Origin of the sequence: Bhargavaea ginsengi, assembly GCF_900109165.1 — a bacterium.
In the GTDB taxonomy this organism is placed as follows: domain Bacteria; phylum Bacillota; class Bacilli; order Bacillales_A; family Planococcaceae; genus Bhargavaea; species Bhargavaea ginsengi.
Genome location: NZ_FNZF01000003.1, coordinates 1 through 21867, shown reverse-complemented (window position 1 = coordinate 21867; position 21867 = coordinate 1). Strand labels below are relative to the sequence as shown.

Annotated in this window: 29 protein-coding genes; 20 read left to right on the top strand and 9 right to left on the bottom strand. The window is 51.6% G+C overall.

What is annotated here, in order from left to right:
• Window positions 1-76: 76 nt before the first annotated feature.
• Window positions 77-694, top strand: coding sequence for a DUF4352 domain-containing protein (locus tag BMX91_RS08670; protein WP_092052355.1), 618 nt, complete (start codon window positions 77-79; stop codon window positions 692-694).
• 331 nt (window positions 695-1025) lie between these two features.
• Here the strand turns inward: BMX91_RS08670 and BMX91_RS08665 are convergent, their stop codons facing one another.
• Window positions 1026-1229 (bottom strand): hypothetical protein, encoded by a 204-nt coding sequence (locus BMX91_RS08665; RefSeq protein ID WP_092052351.1) that lies wholly within the window; start codon window positions 1227-1229, stop codon window positions 1026-1028.
• Window positions 1230-1242: 13 nt separating this feature from the next.
• Entirely contained in the window at window positions 1243-1434 is a 192-nt protein-coding gene (locus tag BMX91_RS08660) for a hypothetical protein (RefSeq protein WP_092052348.1), read from the bottom strand.
• 155 nt (window positions 1435-1589) lie between these two features.
• Here BMX91_RS08660 and BMX91_RS08655 point away from each other — a divergent pair, with 155 nt between their 5' ends.
• Window positions 1590-2735 (top strand): PstS family phosphate ABC transporter substrate-binding protein, encoded by a 1146-nt coding sequence (locus BMX91_RS08655; RefSeq protein WP_092052345.1) that lies wholly within the window; start codon window positions 1590-1592, stop codon window positions 2733-2735.
• A 273-nt stretch (window positions 2736-3008) separates the two neighbouring features.
• Here the strand turns inward: BMX91_RS08655 and BMX91_RS15740 are convergent, their stop codons facing one another.
• Together BMX91_RS15740 and BMX91_RS08650 are read right to left on the bottom strand one after the other, a co-directional pair.
• Window positions 3009-3146, bottom strand: coding sequence for a VanZ family protein (locus BMX91_RS15740; protein ID WP_177168332.1), 138 nt, complete (start codon window positions 3144-3146; stop codon window positions 3009-3011).
• Window positions 3133-3342 (bottom strand): VanZ family protein, encoded by a 210-nt coding sequence (locus BMX91_RS08650; RefSeq protein ID WP_092052343.1) that lies wholly within the window; start codon window positions 3340-3342, stop codon window positions 3133-3135. Before BMX91_RS08650 ends, BMX91_RS15740 begins: the two co-directional genes overlap by 14 nt.
• A 188-nt stretch (window positions 3343-3530) precedes the next feature.
• Here BMX91_RS08650 and BMX91_RS08645 point away from each other — a divergent pair, with 188 nt between their 5' ends.
• The 9 genes from BMX91_RS08645 (at window position 3531) to ssuE (ending at window position 11422) form a co-directional block, all read left to right on the top strand.
• On the top strand, window positions 3531-4550 hold the full coding sequence (locus BMX91_RS08645; RefSeq protein ID WP_092052340.1) for an NAD(P)H-dependent flavin oxidoreductase: 1020 nt from the start codon (window positions 3531-3533) through the stop codon (window positions 4548-4550).
• Window positions 4547-4903: a cupin domain-containing protein gene (locus tag BMX91_RS08640; protein WP_092052336.1), complete on the top strand. Its 357-nt coding sequence runs from the start codon at window positions 4547-4549 to the stop codon at window positions 4901-4903. Before BMX91_RS08645 ends, BMX91_RS08640 begins: the two co-directional genes overlap by 4 nt.
• Window positions 4904-5026: 123 nt before the next feature.
• Entirely contained in the window at window positions 5027-6664 is a 1638-nt protein-coding gene (locus BMX91_RS08635; protein ID WP_092052334.1) for a choice-of-anchor I family protein, read from the top strand.
• A gap of 183 nt (window positions 6665-6847) precedes the next feature.
• Complete coding sequence (locus BMX91_RS08630; RefSeq protein ID WP_092052330.1) at window positions 6848-7645, top strand: amino acid ABC transporter ATP-binding protein; 798 nt, start codon at window positions 6848-6850, stop codon at window positions 7643-7645.
• Between the two features lie 40 nt (window positions 7646-7685).
• Window positions 7686-8357, top strand: a complete 672-nt coding sequence (locus tag BMX91_RS08625; RefSeq protein WP_092052326.1) for an amino acid ABC transporter permease — start codon at window positions 7686-7688, stop codon at window positions 8355-8357.
• Window positions 8358-8378: 21 nt separating this feature from the next.
• Entirely contained in the window at window positions 8379-9170 is a 792-nt protein-coding gene (locus BMX91_RS08620) for a transporter substrate-binding domain-containing protein (RefSeq protein ID WP_092052322.1), read from the top strand.
• 18 nt (window positions 9171-9188) lie between these two features.
• Window positions 9189-10520 carry an LLM class flavin-dependent oxidoreductase gene (locus BMX91_RS08615; RefSeq protein WP_092052318.1) on the top strand — a complete coding sequence of 444 codons (1332 nt, stop codon included), beginning with the start codon at window positions 9189-9191 and terminating at the stop codon, window positions 10518-10520.
• Window positions 10521-10601: 81 nt separating this feature from the next.
• Window positions 10602-10862, top strand: coding sequence for a glutaredoxin family protein (locus tag BMX91_RS08610; protein ID WP_092052315.1), 261 nt, complete (start codon window positions 10602-10604; stop codon window positions 10860-10862).
• A 17-nt stretch (window positions 10863-10879) separates the two neighbouring features.
• A complete protein-coding gene (gene ssuE / locus BMX91_RS08605) occupies window positions 10880-11422 on the top strand; it encodes an NADPH-dependent FMN reductase (RefSeq protein ID WP_092052312.1) in 543 nt (180 codons plus the stop codon).
• 60 nt (window positions 11423-11482) lie between these two features.
• Here the strand turns inward: ssuE and BMX91_RS08600 are convergent, their stop codons facing one another.
• The 3 genes from BMX91_RS08600 to BMX91_RS08590 all read right to left on the bottom strand — a co-directional run bounded on the left by BMX91_RS08600 (window position 11483) and on the right by BMX91_RS08590 (window position 13472).
• On the bottom strand, window positions 11483-12118 hold the full coding sequence (locus BMX91_RS08600; protein ID WP_092052308.1) for an O-methyltransferase: 636 nt from the start codon (window positions 12116-12118) through the stop codon (window positions 11483-11485).
• 131 nt (window positions 12119-12249) lie between these two features.
• A complete protein-coding gene (locus tag BMX91_RS08595) occupies window positions 12250-13050 on the bottom strand; it encodes a hypothetical protein (RefSeq protein WP_143059366.1) in 801 nt (266 codons plus the stop codon).
• A gap of 104 nt (window positions 13051-13154) precedes the next feature.
• Window positions 13155-13472, bottom strand: a complete 318-nt coding sequence (locus BMX91_RS08590; protein WP_092052301.1) for a YbjQ family protein — start codon at window positions 13470-13472, stop codon at window positions 13155-13157.
• A 410-nt stretch (window positions 13473-13882) separates the two neighbouring features.
• Between BMX91_RS08590 and BMX91_RS08585 the strand changes: the two genes are divergently transcribed.
• Together BMX91_RS08585 and BMX91_RS08580 are read left to right on the top strand one after the other, a co-directional pair.
• Window positions 13883-14557: a C40 family peptidase gene (locus BMX91_RS08585; RefSeq protein WP_092052297.1), complete on the top strand. Its 675-nt coding sequence runs from the start codon at window positions 13883-13885 to the stop codon at window positions 14555-14557.
• Between the two features lie 217 nt (window positions 14558-14774).
• Window positions 14775-15302, top strand: coding sequence for a Type 1 glutamine amidotransferase-like domain-containing protein (locus tag BMX91_RS08580; protein WP_322787465.1), 528 nt, complete (start codon window positions 14775-14777; stop codon window positions 15300-15302).
• Here the strand turns inward: BMX91_RS08580 and BMX91_RS15735 are convergent.
• Both BMX91_RS15735 and BMX91_RS08570 read right to left on the bottom strand, forming a co-directional pair.
• Complete coding sequence (locus BMX91_RS15735; RefSeq protein ID WP_092052293.1) at window positions 15259-15837, bottom strand: hypothetical protein; 579 nt, start codon at window positions 15835-15837, stop codon at window positions 15259-15261. The genes BMX91_RS08580 and BMX91_RS15735 overlap by 44 nt on opposite strands.
• Before the next feature lie 18 nt (window positions 15838-15855).
• Complete coding sequence (locus BMX91_RS08570; RefSeq protein WP_092052289.1) at window positions 15856-16737, bottom strand: DMT family transporter; 882 nt, start codon at window positions 16735-16737, stop codon at window positions 15856-15858.
• Window positions 16738-17172: 435 nt separating this feature from the next.
• Here BMX91_RS08570 and BMX91_RS08565 point away from each other — a divergent pair, with 435 nt between their 5' ends.
• From BMX91_RS08565 to BMX91_RS08530, 7 genes are all read left to right on the top strand, one after another.
• Window positions 17173-18744, top strand: a complete 1572-nt coding sequence (locus BMX91_RS08565; RefSeq protein WP_177168331.1) for a ribonuclease YeeF family protein — start codon at window positions 17173-17175, stop codon at window positions 18742-18744.
• Window positions 18745-18749: 5 nt separating this feature from the next.
• Complete coding sequence (locus BMX91_RS08560) at window positions 18750-19226, top strand: hypothetical protein (protein ID WP_143059363.1); 477 nt, start codon at window positions 18750-18752, stop codon at window positions 19224-19226.
• 20 nt (window positions 19227-19246) lie between these two features.
• Window positions 19247-19459 (top strand): hypothetical protein, encoded by a 213-nt coding sequence (locus tag BMX91_RS08555; protein ID WP_092052278.1) that lies wholly within the window; start codon window positions 19247-19249, stop codon window positions 19457-19459.
• A gap of 408 nt (window positions 19460-19867) precedes the next feature.
• Window positions 19868-20308 carry a DUF600 domain-containing protein gene (locus BMX91_RS08545; RefSeq protein ID WP_177168330.1) on the top strand — a complete coding sequence of 147 codons (441 nt, stop codon included), beginning with the start codon at window positions 19868-19870 and terminating at the stop codon, window positions 20306-20308.
• Window positions 20309-20331: 23 nt separating this feature from the next.
• A complete protein-coding gene (locus tag BMX91_RS08540; RefSeq protein WP_092052274.1) occupies window positions 20332-20781 on the top strand; it encodes an SMI1/KNR4 family protein in 450 nt (149 codons plus the stop codon).
• A gap of 269 nt (window positions 20782-21050) precedes the next feature.
• Window positions 21051-21335: a hypothetical protein gene (locus BMX91_RS16000; RefSeq protein WP_322787454.1), complete on the top strand. Its 285-nt coding sequence runs from the start codon at window positions 21051-21053 to the stop codon at window positions 21333-21335.
• Between the two features lie 73 nt (window positions 21336-21408).
• The gene (locus BMX91_RS08530; RefSeq protein ID WP_092052269.1) at window positions 21409-21789 is read left to right on the top strand and encodes a hypothetical protein; all 381 of its coding nucleotides are present in this window, start codon (window positions 21409-21411) and stop codon (window positions 21787-21789) included.
• Window positions 21790-21867 lie beyond the last annotated feature (78 nt).

Genomic DNA, 21867 nt, shown 5'->3' with positions numbered 1-21867 from the left:
ATATGTCCTTCACACGGACGGGTTATGGTGGGGGCAAACAGGGCAGAAGGATTCGCGGACACAGGGAGGATGCGAAATGAGACGGCTGTTCATGATCGGGCTAGCGACATTGTTCTTTTCGGGATGCATGATGGATGTGACCGCGCCTGTGGAACAGGCGTCACCGGACCACCAGGTGGAGGCGGCAGTCCTTCAGACGGAGTCAATGTTGGAGGTGCCGGCCTATTACGGGGACTACCGGCCGAATCCGCGCATCAGTGATGATCGGAGGATAACGAGGCCCGGCGAGGTGGTGCGCGACAGCCGCGGTGGATTGGAAGTGCTGAAGGCATCCGGCGAGCAGAAGCAGGTGAGTGCGGGTCCGGCCGAGTTGACAGTCAGGGAAACGAAGCTCCTCCGCTATGTGCCCGCGACCGGTCGATTCAACGGCGGGCAAACGTTTGAGTTCGTCAAGCTGTTTGTCGAGGTCCGGAACACTGGCGGAGAGCCGATCCAGTTTAATCCGGTCTCGGTGATCGGCACGGACACAGGAGAAGCACTCCGCTGGGAAGATGATCTATATAGGGAAGAGCTTGGCGGCATGATCGCACCGGGTGAGGTGAAGGCCGGGAACATCGGGTTCATTTTACGAGAGTCTGATGTGGACGAGCTGACCATCAGTGCAGACGACATTGAATTCAAGATCCAATTCTAGAGAAGATAGGCCAGTAATGGGCATGTATTGAACAGAGGAGGCGCATTCAATGAGCTTCATACGGCGATTCCTGCTCCGCAGAATGGCGCCGGAAACATGGGAGCCTGCCCGCTTCCGGAAAAAGAAAGTGGGCATCCCGATCAGGCGCAGGGGATGACAGAGGACGGACGCATGCAGGTGCATGCGTTTTTATATTGGGATCAGCACGTTCCACTGCGAATCTGCCTCATGCGGTCACGAAATCGCGAACCGTGGCCGTGAAATCACGAATAGCCGCAGCAAACTGGAGCTGTGCCGACCAGCCGGCTCGGGCACACAAAAACTCGCATGTTCATGACAGGCGGGTATGCGCCGTGCGCTGTTTCTTGATTTTTCGTTCGGTGATCCAGTTGCCGATGACTCCGGTCCAAAGGAGGCCGAGGAACCACCAGCGGTAATTATCGTAAAAACTCCGTCCGATATCGAAAAACGCCAAAACCATCGGAATCCCGCCGATGATCATCAACGCAAAAAAGAAATTGTTCAACCTTTTCATGTAATCACCTTCTTTAGGATACGGTACGCTGTTTCGCATTTTTCCGGTCAATCAGCCAGTTGCCGATCAGGCCTGTCCAGAGTGCGCCGAGGAACCACCAGCGGTAGTCATTGTAAAAGCCCCGTCCGATATCGAGGAACGCGAAGACCACTGCAAGGACGCCGACCAGTGACAGGATTCGGAAAAAGATGCTCAGTTTTTTCATGTAATCACCTTTTCGTGGATGTCTTGGCGGGCTTGCACGCATCCTGCTCGCTTCCATCCAATGCTCTTGTCCTTATTCTACACGAAATAAGGATTGCAGGGCGCCACCCTTTATGCAATAGTTGGAAATATCAATGGGCAATGGGGGCACCTTTTATGAAGCGAGTGGCGCAGGTGTTGGGGTTTATCGGGATTGTGATCTTCATTCTGTTCCTGTCGGCGCCATTGCTGTTTATGGTGCTGTTCGCCGGTGGCCAGGCATGGTTCCCCGTCACGGTTGCGGGTGTGCTGGCGGTGATTTTTTGGTTCGGCTTTATGGTATTTGGAGTCCGGCGGAAAAAGGTCGTGCTCGGCATCCCGCTGGCGCTTCTCGGCATCGGCCTTCTCATCGCATCACCATCGCTTTACAAACTGACCAAGCCGGTCGTGCATGCAGACGGCGTGGACCTGTATGAGTACGCGCCGTTTGTGGAGGGTACCAAGGCGGTGTCGCTGGATGCCCCGGCCTCTTTTAAGATGGAAGGCGACCTGCCCGTAATCGACGGTGCGACGGCGCTTTATCCGCTGTATGCCTCGTTCACTCAGGCGGTGTATCCAGAAAAGGACTATGAACCGTACATGAGTGAAGTCATGTCGAACAGGACCGGTCAGGCCTACGAAAGCCTGATCAACGGTGAAGTGGACCTGATCTTTGTTGCGGGCCCCTCGGATGCCCAACTGGAGCGGGCGAGGCAGGCAGGAAAAGAACTCGAGCTGACGCCGATCGGCAGGGAGGCATTCGTCTTTTTCGTGAACGAAGATAATCCGGTCGAGAGCCTCACTCAGGAGGAGATTCGCGATATCTACTCCGGCAAGGTCACCAACTGGAAGGAAGTCGGCGGCCGGAGCACGGAGATCCGGGCCTACCAGCGGCCTCCGGACAGCGGGAGCCAGACGGCGCTTGAAGCGTTCATGGGAGACACACCGATCATGGCGGCTCCGACCGAACAGACCGCGGACCTCATGAGCGGCATCATCGAAGACGTCGCCGACTACCGCAACTACGGCGGTGCGATCGGTTACACATTCCGGTTTTATTCCCAATCGATGCTTGGAAATGACAAGGTTCGGCTGCTTGCTGTCGACGGCGTGGAGCCGACGGCAGACAACATCCGCTCCGGCGACTATCCGATCGTCAATGAACTGTACGTAGTCACCGCAGGCACCGACAACCCGAACGTCGGGCCGTTCATCGACTGGATCCTGTCAGAGGAAGGGCAGAAGATTGTTGAGAGGACGGGGTATGTGGGAAACGGTAAATAAATATGGTCATTATGCGAAAAGCCCCCTTCTAGGGAGCTTTTTTCGTTGCTTAGGAATTATAAAACGTCACTCTGTGGATTATGGCTATTTACATGGCGTCCCCGGCCAGCTCCAGCGCCCAGCAACTAGCAAACTTCACCCTTCTCCACTGCGATAAGTCAACATCGACTCGTTCCTCGCCGTGTTTTCTTTATCTCATTGCGATGGGCTCCAGTTTGTACGTTGCTTAGCGGGCGCTTGCGCTTTTGTTCTTTCTGCCAGCTTCCACGCCACTCAACCGATCAGCGGACCGAACGTATTCAGGATGACATCATCCGCGTCCGTAGTGCGCACGAGGAAGTATAGAACCGCTTCCACACCCCCGACAGCAGCAGGCCGGCAAGCATTCCCTTCAGAATCAAGTTGCGGCAACGGTCTTTCTTGCTGCGGAAAGGAATCCGAACGGCACGAACAGCAGGATATTAAGCCCGATATTGCGGAGCGGGACGCCCTGACTAACGGCATTGGCAATCATCTCTGCCATGCTTTTAAATAGAATAAGATTAATGTTCTGCTCCCCTGTAGGACCGGAATCCTTCGGGTACAGCGTGATGAGCAGGATCGCCATGATGCTCAGCGCGAACAGGACGTTGACGAAGATTCTCTTTCGGCCATGGCGGCACCTCCCTGTCCGGAATACTTTCTGTCTGCCCGGGACGGGGACGGGGCATGCAGGAAGGAAATCAAAGGCCAGACCGAGAAAGGGAATGGGTGGAGAACGGACGGCTGAAGTGGACAACCAAAGGAGACGATCAAATGAAAACAAACTGGTGGAAAGCACTCGAGATGGACTATCCGATCATCCAGGCGCCGATGGCCGGTTCGACCACGCCGGAGTTTGTCGCGGCGTGCCTGGATGCGGGGATTCTCGGTTCGCTCGGGGCGGGTTATATGTCTGCGGAGGAGACGCGGTCGGCAATCCGGAAAATCCGGAATCTCTCTGATAAGCCGTTCAACGTCAACCTGTTCGTGCCGGAGCGTCCGGAGCGGGACGAGGCGGTGATCGGGGAGGCGCACCGGGCGCTTGCACCTTTTCGGGAGGAGCTCGGGCTGTCCGGGGAACCTCCCGTTCTGAGCGAAAGCGAGTTTTCGCGCCAGGTGGATGTCGTGATCGACGAAGGCGTCGAGGTCGTGTCATTCACGTTCGGGCTGCCCGATGAAGAGACGGTCCGGAAGCTGAAAGACGCCGGCGCCTTGCTGATCGGCACGGCGACATCGCCGGAAGAGGCTGTGGAAGCGGAGCGGAGCGGGATGGACGCGGTCGTGCTGCAGGGCAAGGAAGCAGGGGGTCACCGTGGGACGTTCATAGGAGAAGACCGTTTCCTGACACTTCGCGAACTGCTGGGCCAGGCCAAACTGACGGTGCCGGTCATCGCCGCCGGTGGTATCCATGACGCGGAGACGGTCCGAGCGGCGCTGGATGCCGGCGCTTCCGCCGTCCAGGTCGGGACAGCGCTGCTCGTCACGGAGGAAAGCGGCGCGAATGCCTTACATAAGGAATCGATCCTGAACTCCTCGGAAGGTGAGACAGTCATCACGAAAGCATTCAGCGGCAAGAACGCGCGCGGGCTCAACAACCGCTTTATCGAGGAAATGGCCGAAGCCGCCATCGCCCCGTATCCGATCCAGAACGATTTGACCAAATCGATCCGCTCGGCCGCCGGCAAACAGGGCAAAGCGGGCCTGCTGTCGCTCTGGTCGGGCGAGAGCGGATGGAAAGCCAGGCAAGGCAAGGTTTCCGAGATCGTCAGAAGACTGATCGGAGAAGAGAAATGAAGTTCTTTCGGTTTGATACGGACACTGCGAAGCCTGTCACACACGGCGGATCAGACTTCACCATCCAGCCGTATGTCCGCTCCGGAGGCCGCTTCCAGGCCGCACTGATGACACTCGGGGTAAACGGCGTCATCGCGTATCATCAGGCGGCCGTACCGCAGGTGCTGATCGTGCTGAGTGGCAACGGCACAGTCTGCAATGAAGAAAAGCGGTACGTCCCTGTCCGGGAAGGATTGGCCGTCTTCTGGGATAAGGGCGAGTGGCACGAGACCCGCTCGGAAAAGGGGATGACCGCCCTTGTCATCGAAGGGGAGGGGCTAGAGGAAAGCGACGTCCTCCTGGAAATACATTGAATCCATCCTTCCGCTCACTGCGGAGGGATTTCTTATGGACGGATCTTTAACACTCCCTCAACAACAGCTCAACATTCGATTGATACGCTCTCCATTGAATGTATTTGAGTGGGGGGAACCGGAGTGAAGTTCAGGAATATCGTATGGACGGGTGTGCCCGCCGCCGGGCTGCTGATTGCGGGCGGACAAAGCTATAAGGTGCTCGGGGGGGAGCCGGCATTTTATCAGTATCAGGGCGGCCATCTGACTGCCACGCAGATCGGGCAGTACGACAGCGGTTCGGGTGAAGGCGGGACGGAGATCCTTGCCTACGACGAGAATCTGAATCGGGCGTTCGTGACGAACGGGGAGGAGTCGGCAATCGATGTGGTGTCATTTGAGCGGCTGGACTCGGGCGTATCCAAGAATATGAAGCGGCTTGACCGCATCCATCTCGCCGAGTTTGATATCCGCGATTTGGACGACATCACGAGTGTGGCGGTCCATCCTGAGCGAGACCTGGTCGCACTGTCGGTCGTCAGCGATCCGAAGACCGACCCGGGCTACGTCGTACTGCTGACGAAGGACGGAAAATTCGTCGATACCATCAAGGTTGGCGCGCTGCCGGACATGGTGACGTTCACGCCGGACGGCAAAAAGTTGCTCGCCGCCAACGAGGGCGAGCCGGCCGATGATTATTCGGTCGATCCGGAAGGCAGCATTTCCGTCATCAACCTGGACACACTCACTGCAAAGACGCTGACGTTTGAAGGCGTGCCGCTGGATGACAAGGTCCGCGTCTCTTCAGAAGGAAGCGTCCTGCAGCAGCTAGAGCCGGAGTACATCACGGTGTCCGACGACAGCAAAACAGCTTTCGTGACGCTCCAGGAAAACAACGCGATCGCAACGGTCGACCTGGAGAACGATACGATCATCGATGTTAAAGGGCTTGGCGTGAAGGACCACTCGCTCCCGGGCAATGAACTCGACGGGAAAGAAAATGGCGAGACGAAGCTGGAGCGGCTTCCGCTCCTCGGTCTTTATATGCCGGATGCGATCGATGCGTTCACAGCCGGCGGCGAGACCTACATCGTGACGCCGAACGAAGGCGACGCTAGGGACTACGATGCGTATTCCGAAGAAGCCGATATCGGCGACGTTGCGGACCGGATCAGGCTTAACGCGGATCATTACAAAGGCTTCAACCAGAAGCAGCTGGACCGCCTGACGGACAAGGGGCTGCTGGATGAATTGGCAGATACGAAAATAACGCTTGAAAACGGTTTGAACGGAGATGGCGAATACGAGGCGCTTTATACATACGGAGGCCGCAGCTTCTCCATCTTCGACGCCAAGACGATGGAACTCGTCTATGACAGTGGAAATGAGTTTGAAAAGATTACCTCAAAGGCGCTGCCGGAATTCTTCAATACGACAAACGATGAGATTGAGTATGACGGCCGCAGTTCTTCCAAAGGACCGGAACCGGAAACCGTCGTCACCGGTGACATCAACGGCACGACCTATGCCTTCATCGCCCTGGAGCGCACGAGCGGCATCATGGTGTATGACCTGAGCCGTCCGGCAAAACCGAAGTTCGTGACGTTCATCACGAGCCGCGACTTCAGTGAAGACGTGAAGGGAGACGTTTCTCCGGAAGGCCTGCAATTTATCCCGGCCGATGCCAGTCCGACAGGCAAGCCGCTGCTTGCTGCGACGCATGAAGTATCAGGGACGGTTGCGGTATATGAGTTTGAATCAACCAAAGGGAAAAAGAGATAAATAGTGGAGTTAAATTTATCCCTGCTGCAGTGCAAAAACTGCAGTGGGGTTTTATTTTGCCTTAATAAAACGCTTACATTAATAAAGTGGGAAAATTTCATTGACGATAATGAAATATCACACTATACTAACTGCTATTAAACCTACCAACCTTATCGGATTAATTGTAGTAGGAGGAATCACATGATTAAGGTCACGGATCTGAAAAAAAGCTTTAACCGCACAGAAGTGCTGAAAGGCATAAATTTTGAAGTGAATGATGGGGAAGTGGTGGTCATTATCGGGCCATCGGGATCCGGCAAGTCTACAATGCTCCGCTGCCTGAACTTTCTCGAGCGTCCGGATTCCGGTCTGATCCAGATCGGCGATCAGACGGTTGATGCGTCCACGGCCAAGCGCTCGGATATCAACCGACTCCGGCTGCAGACGTCCATGGTGTTCCAGCACTATAACCTGTTCAAGAATAAGACCGCTCTCCAAAATGTGGCGCATGCGCTGATCGTCTCCAAAAAGATGAAAAAGAGCGATGCATTCGAAAAGAGCCGTGCTTTGCTGAAGGAAGTGGGGCTGTCGGATAAAGAGGACAACTACCCGGTCGCCCTGTCCGGCGGCCAGCAGCAGCGAGTCGGGATTGCCCGTGCACTTGCAGTCAGCCCGTATGCCATCCTGTTCGATGAACCGACCAGCTCACTTGACCCTGAATGGGTTGGAGAAGTGCTACGGGTCATTGCCCGCATTGCAGAAGAACGGAAAACGATGGTGATCGTCACCCACGAAATGGAGTTCGCCCGCGAAATCGCGGACCGCGTCGTGTTCATGGCGGATGGGTTTGTGGTCGAGGAAGGCACGCCCGAAGAAATCTTCGACCATCCGAAAAACGAGCGGACGAAGAAATTCCTGCAAAGCTACAGAAATTCGTCAGCCAGGCGTGAGGCTGCCCTGCAGGCAACTGAACAATTCGTCAGCCCGGAGGCTCCCTGATGGCTCAGCGCATTAATTTAATGGTTGGCGGTGTGTGTATATGAATTTTGACCTCGGTTATATGATTGAAATTATCCCGGAACTGCTTAAGTATTTGCCGATGACGCTTTATCTCGCGATTACATCGATGATCATCGCGGTGATTATCGGCGTGATTCTTGCATTGATCCTGGTAAACAGAACGCCGGGCATTCTGCAGATTGCCAAAGTATATATATCCTTTTTCCGCGGCACGCCTGCTCTTGTCCAACTGCTATTGATTTACTTTGGTCTTCCTCAGCTGTTCCCTGCAATGAATGAAATGTCCGCCGCGACTGCCGCAATCATCGCGTTCAGTCTGAACACCTCTGCCTATCTCGCCGAGATCTTCCGGGCGGGACTCCAATCGGTCGACAAGGGGCAGGCGGAGGCTGCGGTGTCGGTCGGCATGACCTACGCGCAAGCCATGAGAGGAATCGTCATTCCCCAGGCCGTGCGGAACGCCATTCCGGCAACAGGAAACATCTTCATCGGGCTGATCAAAAACTCGTCGCTCGCGTTTACGATCGGCGTCACGGAACTGCTGGCGCAAGGGAAACTAATGGCGACGGCGAACCTGAGATTCTTCGAGGCTTACCTCGCCGTCGGCCTTATATACTGGGCACTGACGATTCTGTACAACTGGCTCCAGCAATGGTATGAATACCGGATCGGCAAGCCGTACCGGGTCTGAAACTAAAGGGGGATTTATCCAATGAAAAAACTTAAATTTACGCTGATCCTGCTTGCAATGGCTGCTCTTCTTGCGGCATGCGGCAGCGGCGAGGCAAGCGAAAGCGGAGACTCCGATCAAAAGGTCGTCAAGGTCGGCGCGACACCTGACGGGTATCCGCAGTACTTCAAGGAAGACGGCGAACTCAAAGGCTTCAGCGTCGATGTCATCGAAGCGATCTATGAGGAACTGGGCTACGAAGTGCAGTGGGAATTGACAGACTGGACCGGCGTGCTCGCGAGCATGGAGACCGGCAAGATCGACACGGTCGCCAACTTCGCGGCCACGCCTGAGCGGGGAGAGAAGTACAACTTCTCCGATCCGTACTACAACTCGAAAGCTGTATTGGCAACAGGCAAAGACCGGGAAGACATCTCGTTTGATGAACTGAAAAAAGGACAGATCGCTGTTCAGATGGGAACCAATTATCCGAACGTCCTGACAGCGGCTTATCCTGATGAAGAGTTTGACTTCGTCACATATGAATCGGCAGAGGTCATCTATACAGATGTCGGCAGCGGAAAACTGGATGCTTTCGTCCACGGCAGGGAGATTCTCCTTGCCCAGATCAATAAAAAAGGCCTTCCGCTCCGTGTCGTAGGCGAACCGTTCGGCGACCAGCCGGTGGCACTGCCGTTCAAGAAAACCGAAGAAGGCGACAAGATGATCGAAGAGGTCAACGGGGCGCTCGAGAAGCTCCGCGCGGACGGAACGATCTCCGAGCTGTCGGAGAAATGGTACGGAATGGACCTGCTTGAAGACAGCAAGAACTAAGGAAGAAGGGAATCAGACATGACGAACAAACAGATCAATCTCGGGCTTTTGCTTTATGGCCCGGGTGCCCATATGAATTCCTGGAAAGCACCGGACGTTCCGGCTGATGGCAGCATCAACCTCGATCATTACGTCAACATCACGAAGAAGGCGGAAGATGCCGGCTTTGCGTTCGCATTCATCGCGGACGGGCTTTATATCGATGAGAAGTCGATCCCGCATTTCCAGAACCGCTTTGAGCCGCTTACGCTTCTATCCGCATTGGCCATGGTCACGTCGAAAATCGGTCTCGTCGGAACGGTCTCGACGACGTACAGCGAACCGTTCAACATCGCCCGCCAGTTCGCATCGCTCGACAAGCTCAGCAGTGGCCGTGCCGGATGGAATGTCGTGACGTCCCCACTCGAGGGCAGCGCGGAAAACTTCAACAGAGGGAACCACCCGGAACACGCCCTCCGTTATGAGATGGCTGCCGAGTATGTCGACGTCGTCCAGGGCCTGTGGGACTCGTGGGAAGACGATGCCTTTGTCCGGGACCGTGAAACCGGCAAGTTCTCCGACTTCTCCAAGATGCACAGGCTCAATCATAAAGGCAAGTTCTTCAAGGCGCAGGGCCCGCTCAACATCGAGCGCTCCGAACAGGGCCAGCCGGTCATCTTCCAGGCAGGTGCCTCGAAGACCGGCATGAAATTCGCCGCCAAGTACGGGGAAGCGATCTTCACGGTCAGCGGACCGATCGAAAAGGCAAAAGCGCAATACCGTGAACTCAAGCAGGCGGCCGTTGAAAAAGGGCGCCGGGCGGAAGACCTCCTGATCTTCCCGTCACTGTCCCCGATCATCGGCCCGACCGAGGCAGCGGCAGAACAGAAGTATGAAGAAATCAAGAACCTGCTGTCAGTCGAAGAGGCCCTGACGTTCCTCAGCCGGTACTTTGACCACTATGACTTCAGCGGGTTCCCGCTGGACGAGCCATTCCCGGAACTCGGCGACGTCGGCAAAAACGCCTTCCGGTCCACGACGGATGAGATCAAGCGGATGGCGAAGGAAGAAAACCTGACGCTCCGGGAAGTGGCGCTGCGCGTCGCGACGCCGAAAGATCCGTTTTTCGGCTCGTACGAACAGGTCGCCGACCGGATGATCCAGTGGGTTGACGAAAAGGCGGCAGACGGGTTCATGCTGAACCTCCAGGTGCTGGGCGGCCAGTACGATGAATTCATCCATCACGTCCTCCCGATCCTCGAAGAAAAGGGATACTATAACCGCACGGCAAGCGTCGGTACCCTCAGGGAAACGCTCGGCCTGCCGTTCAAGGAAAACCGGTATCAGGCGAAGCCGTCAGAGATCTACTGAACAAATGGGAGGCGCCGACCGCCTCCCGCCATACATAACAGGAGAAAAGCTCTTCTCCGAAAATGAAAGGAAGCGTCCAACATGTCCAAAGAGAAACCGTCCATTGTCGTCTGGTCCAAGCAAGGCTGCAGCTACTGCGGCGACGTAAAGGAATACCTCGAGAAAAACGGTTATGAATACCGCACGGTCGACGTCACAGAACACGACGACCGCCGGGAGATCCTTGAAACCAAATACGGCGTGCGCCATGTGCCGGTCATCGAGATCGGCCGCGGCAACCGGTATGAAGCGGTCACAGAAGTCGGCGTCGAGCACCTGGAAAGCGCGCTCGGCAGGCTGTGAAGGAGGAGGGGAACGGAATGAGCGAGATCGTCATCTTGTCGGGAAGCCCTTCAGAGAATTCCCGTTCGGAGAAAGTTCTCCGTTATCTTGGAGAGCGACTGGAACAGCAACAGTTCTCCGTCACCCATATTTCAGTCAAGGATGTGCCGGCTGAAGACCTGATGTTCGGCAACTTCAAGAGCCCGGACGTGATCCGCATCGCCGAACAGGTCGGACAGGCGAAAGGCGTCATTGTCGGCACGCCGGTGTACAAGGCGGCCTATTCGGGTGTGCTGAAGGCGCTGATCGATATCATGCCGCAGGACATCCTGGAAGACACGCCCGTGCTTCCGGTCATGACCGGCGGCAGCATGTCCCACCTTCTCGCGCTGGAATATGCGCTTAAACCGCTGCTGGCCACGCTGAAGGGTGTCAACCTGAAGGGGCTGTACTATATGGACAGCCAGCTGGACAAATCGGCAGAGCAGCCGATCGTCGATGAAGACGCCTTTTTGCGTACGGAAAAACAGCTGGACTACTTTATCCGGAAAGTCGGCCGGGAGCAGGCTACGCGCGTATAACTGAACAACAAAGCATCCCCCTGGGCAGGACCGAATCCTGCTCAGGGGGATTTTTAGTGTTTATTTTACGATGGATACCGTGAGCCCGTCACCGATCGGAATCAGCAGGGACTCCAGCTTCGGATGGTTTGCAACCGTCTTATTGAAGGTTTTCATGATTTCGGTGTTCCGGGTGGGCGCTGCGGATTCATCCGCGACGGTGCCGCGCGCAAGGACATTGTCGCACACAATCAGCGCGCCGCTTTCGGCAATCCGGATGCAGGCCTCGAGATAGTTTTCGTAGTTTTCCTTATCGGCATCGATAAAGAAAAAGTCGAACGTCTCGCCTCCGCCGGCCAGCTGTTCAAGGCTTTCCAGGGCGGGTCCCGTCATGTAGGTGACCCGGTCGCCGAGGCCGGCTTTGGTGAGATTGCTTTTGGCGAGATTGGCATAGTCCTCGATCAGCTCGAGCGAAGTGAGCGTGCCGCCTTCGGCCATCCCCCTTGCCAGGCAGATGCCGCTGTAGCCGCCGAGCGCGCCGATTTCCAGAACACGCCTGGCTCCGGACATCGTGGCAAGCATCGTCAGCAGTTTTCCCGAAGCGGGCGGGACGGAAATCTGCCGCATATCGTTTTCCTCGATGGAGGCAAGAACGTCATCCAGTTGTGAATCAGGATGGGTAAATATGGATTCAATGTAATCGTTGATCGTTTCCATGGCTCTCTCCTTCGGCTATCATCCTTGTGGAAGTATTCCAGTTACGGTATTCAGTTCCCCGGGACTTTTGCTGTAAAACAAAAGATGTTTTTATTGAGCATCTGATTTCCCGGTTCCTGAAATTGATGGATTCACGCGCCGCCCATGTCATATAGATAAAGGTCGGGTCCGTCCAGCATGAGCAACCGGGAGCCGCGTGTTGCGGGCGGGTGAGGAGACAATGGACTGCCATCCTGTTTCAGGAGAGCCGTTACTCCGCGACGGACGTAAGACCGCCCCCTCCTTTCCATGTGGATCAGACAGTTATCTCTGATAAATGACATCCTCTCATCATCAAGCAACATCAGGGAAGTCATGACCTCAGTTGAATAATGGGAGGTTACCTCATTCTCTGTGATTCCAATATCCTCGCCAGTATGATAGGAAATGGCGACTCGGTCGCGATCAACTGTAAAGTCTGAGCAATCAAACAGGAAGAGACCTTCGCCTTCCTGGTGTCCCCAAACCTTACGACCTTCCGCATCCCATTTCACCAGCCCGGCACTACCCAGCGGAATGTCCCACCCATAGTTTCCGAAAATACCTTCATCAAAATAACCGCACCAAATGTGATTGTCTTCGGTGACCGATAATTTCCCGATCCCGTCGCCCAGGCAGAACTCTCGGACAAGGTTGCCATCGTGCCCGAATACCCGTGCATTCTTCTCGATATTTCCGTCTCCGTGGTTATAGGAACGCGCTGAACAGAGCAACAGGTTCTCTCCATCGTCGATTGGTTCAAAAAAATGGTAGTTCCATTTCTCGCCCGGAAAGTCGAAAGCGTGCTTATTGCCGTCTCGGATGATGATTCCCCGATAAGTTCGCGTTTCCTCGGTAATAGTTGGCACAAACTGACCGTCAATGTAGTCTGGAACATCCTCTGCAAGCAGCACGCATAGCTCGCCTTTTGCACCGATTGAGACATTGAGTGGTATATATCCGTCTATCTCTTTTTCCAGATTGAAAACAGGAGAGAGCCGGACGCATTTGTCCGCCATCAGTCCCTATAGGTGACGGCTGTGCCCGTTGCGATGCACATCATCATGCCTTCACGGAGTGTTTCGAAGTCGAGGTCGACACCGATCACGGCATTTGCGCCGAGGCGCTTCGCACGGTCCTGCATTTCCCGGAGCGCGATCTCGCGGCCTTCCGCGAGCTTGTTCTCATACGCCGAGCTGCGGCCGCCGATCACGTCCGTCACCGAAGCGAAAATGTCCCGCACCACGTTCGCCCCCATGATCGCTTCTCCGACCACAATCCCGTGATACGTCTCGATCTTCTTGCCTTCCAGAGAATTCGTTGTCGTCACCAGCATGATGAATCCCTCCATTTTCTTAATACCAGTTGTACGCTTCGGCGGACCGGAACGTTTCATCTTAATAAAATCTTCATGATTTTATGAGGGGAACTTTCACATTTGGAGCGTATGGTGGAAGGAAAGAGCGACTTGAATGGGGAAGTGAGACATCCTGCGTAACATTCACGGGTGGTTGCGTAACTTGCAGGACCGTTTGCATATCATTCAGGAGCATTTGCTTAACATTCAAAGCGGCAACGCCATCATCCGTAAATTTTTTCCTGAATCGGGGCGTAAGCCTGAAACGTCTGGCGCTGCTCGCCCGTATAGTGTAATAACGGGATTGACGGTCCCGGTGCGGAATCGGTCTGGAGGCTGAGATGGATTCACGCCGGAGGCCGTTTTGGAAAAGGAGGGTCCGGTCCACAATGAAGATAACGAATGACAAGGCCGGGCCGGTGTTCCAAAGCGGGCCGGGGCCGGATAACAGGGGGAACACCATCGTGAAGGAGATTTATATCGTACTGACCGATACGGGAACGGTGCTGTCAAAGATCATCCGCCGATATACAGGCTGCCCGCTGAACCACGTCTCGATCGCATTTGATGAGCGGCTGGAAGAGATGTACAGCTTCGGCCGCGTACAGCAGCGCAATCCGTTCTCCGGCGGGTTCGTCAAGGAGCGGGCGGGCGAAGGGCTTTTAAAAGACGCACAATGCGCGGTGTTCCGGTTCCGCGTGACGGAGGACGAGCTCGGGCAGATCAAAGCACGCATCCTGGAGATCGATCGCGAGCGTAACCGCTACACGTATAACTTTATCGGCCTGATAGGCGTCATCCTGAACCGGGAAATCTGCCGAAAGCGCGCGTACTTCTGCTCGCAGTTCGTCGTGGAAATGCTCGCATCGGCCGGCATCAAAATCACCGACGAGCCGGCCTGGCGCGCGCAGGCCCGGCACTTTACCCAGTCGAGCCAGCTGGAGCCGGTGTATAAAGGGCCGCTCCAAGAGTACGTGGCACCAGGGAACCTCATCACCATCAAATCACGCCGCGGCATCCGGGCACGCCTGCCGCGTGTACCGTTCAGGCGGGCGGCTTCGTGATGGCATGAGTCCGCTGTCAGGGGTGTATGGGATGTTCGTCTCAGAGACATCCGCAGAAAAACAAGAAGAGCGCCAGGAGACGGAGTAACCCGTTCTCCGGCGCTATATTCAATTTAAAAGGAGGGGGGAGCTCGGTGAAACTGCTGCTGACGTCAAATGGCTTCTATACAGATGAGATCAAGAGGCGGTTTTTGGATCTGCTTGATCGGATCCCCGAATCCTGGAAGCCGCCATCATCACAACGGCCTCGCCCCAGAAAGAACAGAACCGCTTTGCGAAAAAAGCGGCAAGTGATTTTGAGGAAATGGGTTTCCGGAAGGTGGACTGGGTGGATATCGAATTGGAATCACCGGACGTCCTTCTGCAGAAAGACGTCATTTATATCAATGGCGGCAATCCGTTTCATCTGCTGGAGCAGGTGAAGAAAAGCGGGGCTGATCGGGTATTGGCGAGACTTGCGCAAAAGAACGCAGTCATCGTGGGCGTCAGTGCCGGGGCGGTCCTTCTCGGCCCGGACATCAGGGTCGTCCATCACTTTACGCCGCAGTTGAATGCACAGAATATCGATGACTTTTCGGCATTGGAACTGACGGATAAGCGGATTTTTCCTCACTATGACCGGGAAGACCTGTTCGGGGACGGAACGGGGAAGACGGTCGAGGAGCGGATCCGTGAGTTTGAAACGATTGAATCATGCAGCGTCACGAGATTGAACGACGACGGTTATCTGGTGGTGGAAACATAAAAAAGCTCAGGGACGGAGGCGCATCCTTGAGCTTTTTTACATGATGATCAAAAAGAAGTTGTGGAACGAGTGAAGGATGATGACAGACCAGAGCGAACCGGTTTTCCAACAGGCCACGGAAGACGATTTCCTCGGTGAGTCCGACAAGAAGAAAGATGTTCAGAAAGCGGTCGAATGAAACATCGAAATGGAATCCGCTGCCGTTCAATACATACGCTTGGATGGAGAACCAGAGTCCCCGCAGGGCGGACAGGCCGAGGCCCCAGAGCAGGCCGCTTCGAAGATTTGTGTTCAGCTTCAGAAAGTCGGCCGGATCGCTTTTCAGGCGGAACCGGATCAGCAGCCAGACCGGAACGATCCAGACCATGATCTTGAGGACCGCTTTTATCAATGCTGTCGCTGTTTCCGGAAGTCCGCTCAAATACGGAGGAAGGACGATTTCCCGGAACGACCAGGCGGCAAGGAAGAGAATGAAATAGATGCCGAGGGTTCTGTAGAAGCTGTCTGCTTTTTCTCCATAGCGGATGCTATCCATGGTCGCGGTTGCCTCCCATCAGTGATCGGTCCGTACGCTGCTTCTAAGCCGGAAAGCCGGTTTGACTTCAGCCACGAGCACGGCAACCAGGATCAGCGCCGCGCCGAACACCATCCGGCCGGTCATGACATCGTTGATGAACAGGACGGCTAGCACAGAGCCGAAGAACGATTCCAATGACAGGATGACAGCCGCCTTCGTCGGTGTTGTGTAGCGGAATGCGAGGTTCTGGCAGACGTAGGCGATCGTCGTCGAGAAGACGGCCAGATAGACGACTGACCAGATCGCTTCATTGGACGGACTTGCCGGGAAGCCTCCCTGGATAAGGACAGCCACTGTGCTGAGGAGAGCCGCCGTCGCAAACTGGACGATGGTCAGCGCCAAAGCATCCTCTTTTTTAACAAACATATTCGTATAGAAGATATCGAATGCGAAACCGACCGCGCACAGCAGGGTGAGCAGGTCGCCGATATTGATGGTGAACGAACCCTGCAGCGACAGGAACGCAATGCCGGTGAGCGCTATGACCGAAGCCATCAGTTCATGACGGTCGATCCGCCGCCGGTACACGAGATAGGCGATCACCGGTACGATGACGACGTTGACCGCCGTCAGGAACGCATTTTTCGAAGGCGTCGTGTATTCGAGCCCGACAGTCTGCAGCGCAAAAGCCACAAACAAAATCGTCCCGAGCACCGCGCCTTTCCATAGCACGGACTTCGAGATCAGCCGGAGCTTCTTGTAGAAGAGGACTGTGATGATCAGCGTGCCCAGGAGGAATCGCCCGGCCATCACCTCATAAGCGGTCAAGTGCTCCAGCGCAACCGCCGTCATGACAAACCCGCTTCCCCACACGATTGCGGTGATCAGAAGCAGGATATCCCCGATATACCGTTTCATGGCCGACCCTCCCCGTCATTTCATTCTTCTAATATATCATGAGGGCAAAGGCTGGGGAGGGCAAAATTGGCTTAATATCCGATGTCAGGACTTATCCACGGTCGAAAGGGAGCAGAAGCCTCCCTTATCCCCGGACTTATCCCGACATTCCACAGCCAAAATCCGATTTTGACAACGAAACCGGGGATAACCCGGATATCCACAACCGATTTATAGGAGTGGGAAGAAGTTCTCCACAGCGCCACAAATAAAAGATTGGCCTTGGTTTTATGGGAGTCGTTTCTGAGAAGGATCGTGGGCACTAAGAGCTAGTAAGGCGTAACAGCTTTCCTATTTACTCAAGATTGAATACAGACTTTTGTCCGATTAGAGAAACAGGGAATTTCTGAGAGAATTAATGACAATAGAGATTTCCGTTTCCGGGAGTGTGAATCAGTGAAGGTATTGGATGTACAGCAATTTCATGAGGGGTTACATCGGAACATAGAGAAGCTGAACCGCCTGGAAGAAGAGATACAGGGAATTAAACAGGCGGTGGAAGAACTTGTCTTGCTAGAAGATGCTTTAAAGGGAGAAGGCGGTAATGCCATTCGAGCGTTTTACCAGGAATGTCATTTGCCGCTGTTGGATTTCTTCATAAGTTTTAAAAGCCATTTCGCTGATACTCTCCGGCGTATCGGAGAAGCACTGGATTCACTCGAGCCCGACAGGATGGGATACATCAGGCAGGAATTTCTCGAAGGCGAAGTCCAGGCAGGGTTAGAGGAGATTCGAAGGATTACAGGAACTCTGACAGACGAGACGAACAGCATCATGGACAGTGTTGCGGATATTGTATCTCTTCCTCATCTTGATGACAGTGAAGTACAGGAAGGTGTCAGATCCTCGGAGAGACAGCGCGACGCTACACTCGAGGGTTTGATGGAATTCGACCACAGTCAGACTGCGGCTTTATCTCCTGTTGCCATGGATTTGAAGAAGATGGAGCAGTGGATCATTGATGTCGAGAGTATGATGACCGGGGGATTGACAGGCGTTGATTTTCCGGCAGAATCATGGAAAACGGTCACGGCCCGGCATCCGCTGCGACTTACCTTGACCGCGCACGACGGATCTGTTGATGGTCTTTCTAATATGTCAGGATTGAATCGTCCCAACATGGTATCCGGAGCAAACTCCTATCAGGTAGGAGGAATGGCAACTTATGGTCAGCCGCTATACCCGATGGGAATTGCAGGTGTCAATGCCTCTACCGTCCAGTCCCCAACTGCCGGCGAGAGGATAAGATACAATCTCGTTAACCCAGGAACAGCTGTAGACATAGATGAAGGGAATGGGGTTAAAGAGTTATTTAAAGATGCTGGGGAAAGTGCCTTGAACATCGGGAAAAGCGTTGTTGATTTTCTGTTCTTGGAAGATTTGAAAACTCTTATAGATTCCGAATCATCATTGGGGGAAAGAGGCTTAGCGATAGCAGGATTTTTGCCAGTTGGGAAAGGATTTAAAGCTGTAAAATTGGCGGATAAGACATTAGGTACAAAGAATACAGGCTATATTACTAAGGGAAAAGAGGAAAAAATTAATAGAGATATAAGAACGATTCCTGAAGAAGAAACAATTGTTTATAGACGTGTACAGGGGGGAGAGGGAACAAGAAAAAGTCAAGAAAGATTAAGTATTGATGACGAGGGAAATGTTTATATCCGAAATAAAAATAAAAATCTCAATATTAGTATTGATAATGGAGAACATGCAGCGCACTTTTTGGAGAATAGAAATAATGCATATATTGTGGAGTTCGAGGTACCTAAGTGGTTTGATGATTTTGTTACAGATAATACAATTCCACAGGCGGGGTATAAAAAGAATCCACTAAACCAGGGAGGATCAGCACCAAAATTAACAGATCCAACAACGCCCGGAAAAAGCGTAGAGTTTCCCGAGCCTTGGGTGGAATGGATTGAAGAGTATTCTAAAAAGGGAAAGATTAATAAAGGAGGCAGTTGATAATCGTGTTGATACCAGACTCAACGGAAAATCTAATTGTTGCCGTTATCTACGAAAATCAATTCAATTGGTATGTTGCGGATAAAGAAGTATGGTATTTAGATTACAATAAACGAATAAAGCTTTTTCGAGAACAAGGTTACGAAATTAAAGAAGAGTATATTGACGATGAACGGCAAGAACTATTATTACTAGATACTTCAAATGCTGATGATTTTTTATCGCGTATGTCAAAGTACAAAGTAACAACTCAAAAATTAAAAAGTTTACTTGAAAGTTCAATATCACAGGAAGATGATTCTTGGAGGTATGATTATAATCCAAGCCTATTTATTGATTTTGACAGAAAAGTATTATATTCGTCTTATACAGAAGCAGCATCATACGAGGATTATGCTCCAAAAGAATGGAAGTCGGAATATAAAAACTTTAAATCTATCATACCCAACAATAAAAGGTATTGGTTGAATCAATACATCTAAAGACAAAGGGGATAAGAATTTTGAAAAAAACGATATCAATTATTAGCGAACAGTTTCAAAATGAAAAGACTGGAGAATATGTGGAAGGTATAACTATTATGATTGATGGTATTTTGAAAGAGTTCACAGAAATCATTAAAGAGAAAGAGCCGATGTATAAAAACAATATGCAATTGATTCAAGAAGCGCTTATGATTGGTTTAGAACAAATAAAAGATAAATATGATAACTAATAATTATTTAATGAATATTACTGCAAAGAGATAGAAAAACCGCCTTATCATTTGAGGTAGAGGGGCCGGCCATATGAAGTAGGAATTCGATAGATATCTTGCAGAGTTACAGACCAAGATGGTTGCTGTATGCATGGAGTACGTTGAAAATCATGCGGATGACATCTGCATATACGCTTCTTATGAGCCTGAAATGAACGCATTCAACGTCTTCTATAGGATTAATGATAGGGTAGTACGTAAAAATCAATTAAACGAGGCAGTAGAATCAAGAAAACTGAGTGAAAAGAAACCCGCGGGAGCGTCCCTGCGGGTTTCTCGCCTACTATTGGACACGACCAGAAGAAAAGGCGCAATGAAAGCCTAAGGTGAAGGTAATACCGTTTTGGTAATGAGGATGTGGTCAGTATGAAAAATTTCGAAGATCATCTGGCAGATATGCAAACAGATATGGTCGCTGTATGTATGGAGTATGTTAATGACCGGGCGGATGATATATATATCTATTGTTCTTATGAGCCGGAAATGTATGCTTTTGATGTTTTCTTTAGAATCAATGGCAAGACAGTTCGGAAAAACAAATTGAACGATGCTGTTTCAAATGAACAGTATAATGTATCACTCGATCGGCAGAGAGCGTTATTACGCATCGGAAATGAGAACTTAAAACAAATTCATGTTAAGTGTAAGGAATTTGGTAAAGAAATGCCAACGGAAATCAAGTTGCACTATGAAGTTAAGAAAAACAAACTGGAAGGCAGTTATAAATATGAGCTGGTTTATTCAAATAATAAAGAGCTACTGCCTGATCATATCTTCGATGCCTGGTTCAATGAAGTGAAAAGTTGAATGAGTATTGGGGGACAGTTGGAATGAATAAAGAGGAATTAACCGACTTTATAAAGAAAAACATAGAAGATGATGACTTTACCGGCGGAGCAAATGATAAGCAGATTGAATATATTCAAGAGACTTTGGATATCCGATTGCCTAAAAGTTATAGGTGGTTTTTAGCTAATCATGGATCAGGCGGCTTGTTCGGTGTTGTTATATTAGGGGTGGCTAAGTCAAATATAGCTACCGTTGTTCATACAACAAAGAGTTACAGGGAGATAGGAATGAATCATGACTTGGTTGTGATCGATGACATTGGTGAATACGCGTTTTGTTTGGATACAAGCAGAATGAAGAACAATGAGTGTCCGGTAATTGCATGGAATCGACAAGGAGGACAAGACGACTACGATACTGCGGCGAACTTCTATGATTTCTTGTTACAAAGGTTATTGGATGCAAAGGAAGCTTGGGAAGAAGATTTTTGATTCCAGTGGAGGGTTAAGTCGTGAGTAACACATTTGAAGATCATCTTTCCAAATTACAAACAGACATGGTCGACGTTTGTCTGGAGTATGCGGATAATAAGGCAGAACGACTATTTGTTTATGCCTCGTACGAACCAAACATGTATGCTTTTGATGTCTTCTATAAAATTAACGGGCAGTTTGTTCACAGGGATCAATTAAATCATGCTGTTCAAGAATCTGGTCTGCAAAAACACTAATACGATGTTTCCGATGCAAGGCAGTTGGCCATGCTGAAAATCGGCCGTGAGATTTTAAAAAAGATACGTAATAAATGTGAAGAATATAATAGAGAAATGCCAACGGAAATTAAACTAGAATATGATGTGAAGGAGAATCAACTTAAAGGGCAATATAAATATGATTTAATCTATTCCCATGATGATGAGCTATTCCCTGGCGATATTTTCGGTGCGTGGTTTGAAGAAGTGAAGAACAAAGAACTAAGCGAAAGAAACCCGCAGGAACGCATCTCTGCGGGTTTCTTGCCTATTATTCAGCACGACCGGATGTAATGGCGCAATGAAGAGCGAAATCTCCTCTTAAAAGTGAAGAAAATGCAATTTTGATGATGAGGGTGTGTTCTGGGTGAAGAAATTCGAAGATCATCTTGCTGAAATACAAACAAGCATGGTCGATGTATGTATGGAGTATGTCGAAGGCTGTGCAGATGATATTTACATATATGGATCATCTGAAGCCAATACATATTCATGGAATGTATTTTTTCGGATTTCCGGGAAGACTGTACGAAAGCATCAATTAAATGAAGTCTTACAAAATCAGAGTGAAGTAATCCATTATGACCTCTCAGATGAACGCCAAAGATTACTTTTGAAGATCGGAAAAGAGGATCTAAAGAAGATTCATGAATTGTGCCGGGAATATAATATGGACTGTCCAACAGAAATCAAACTGCATTATGATGTTAAGGAAAACAAACTCGCAGCAATGAACCGAACCCTTTAAAGCGGACAGTTTAATAAAAGACCCTTCTTATGCGGCGATGAGATGACTCCGGTATTGTGCCGGAGTCATCTTTTTTAG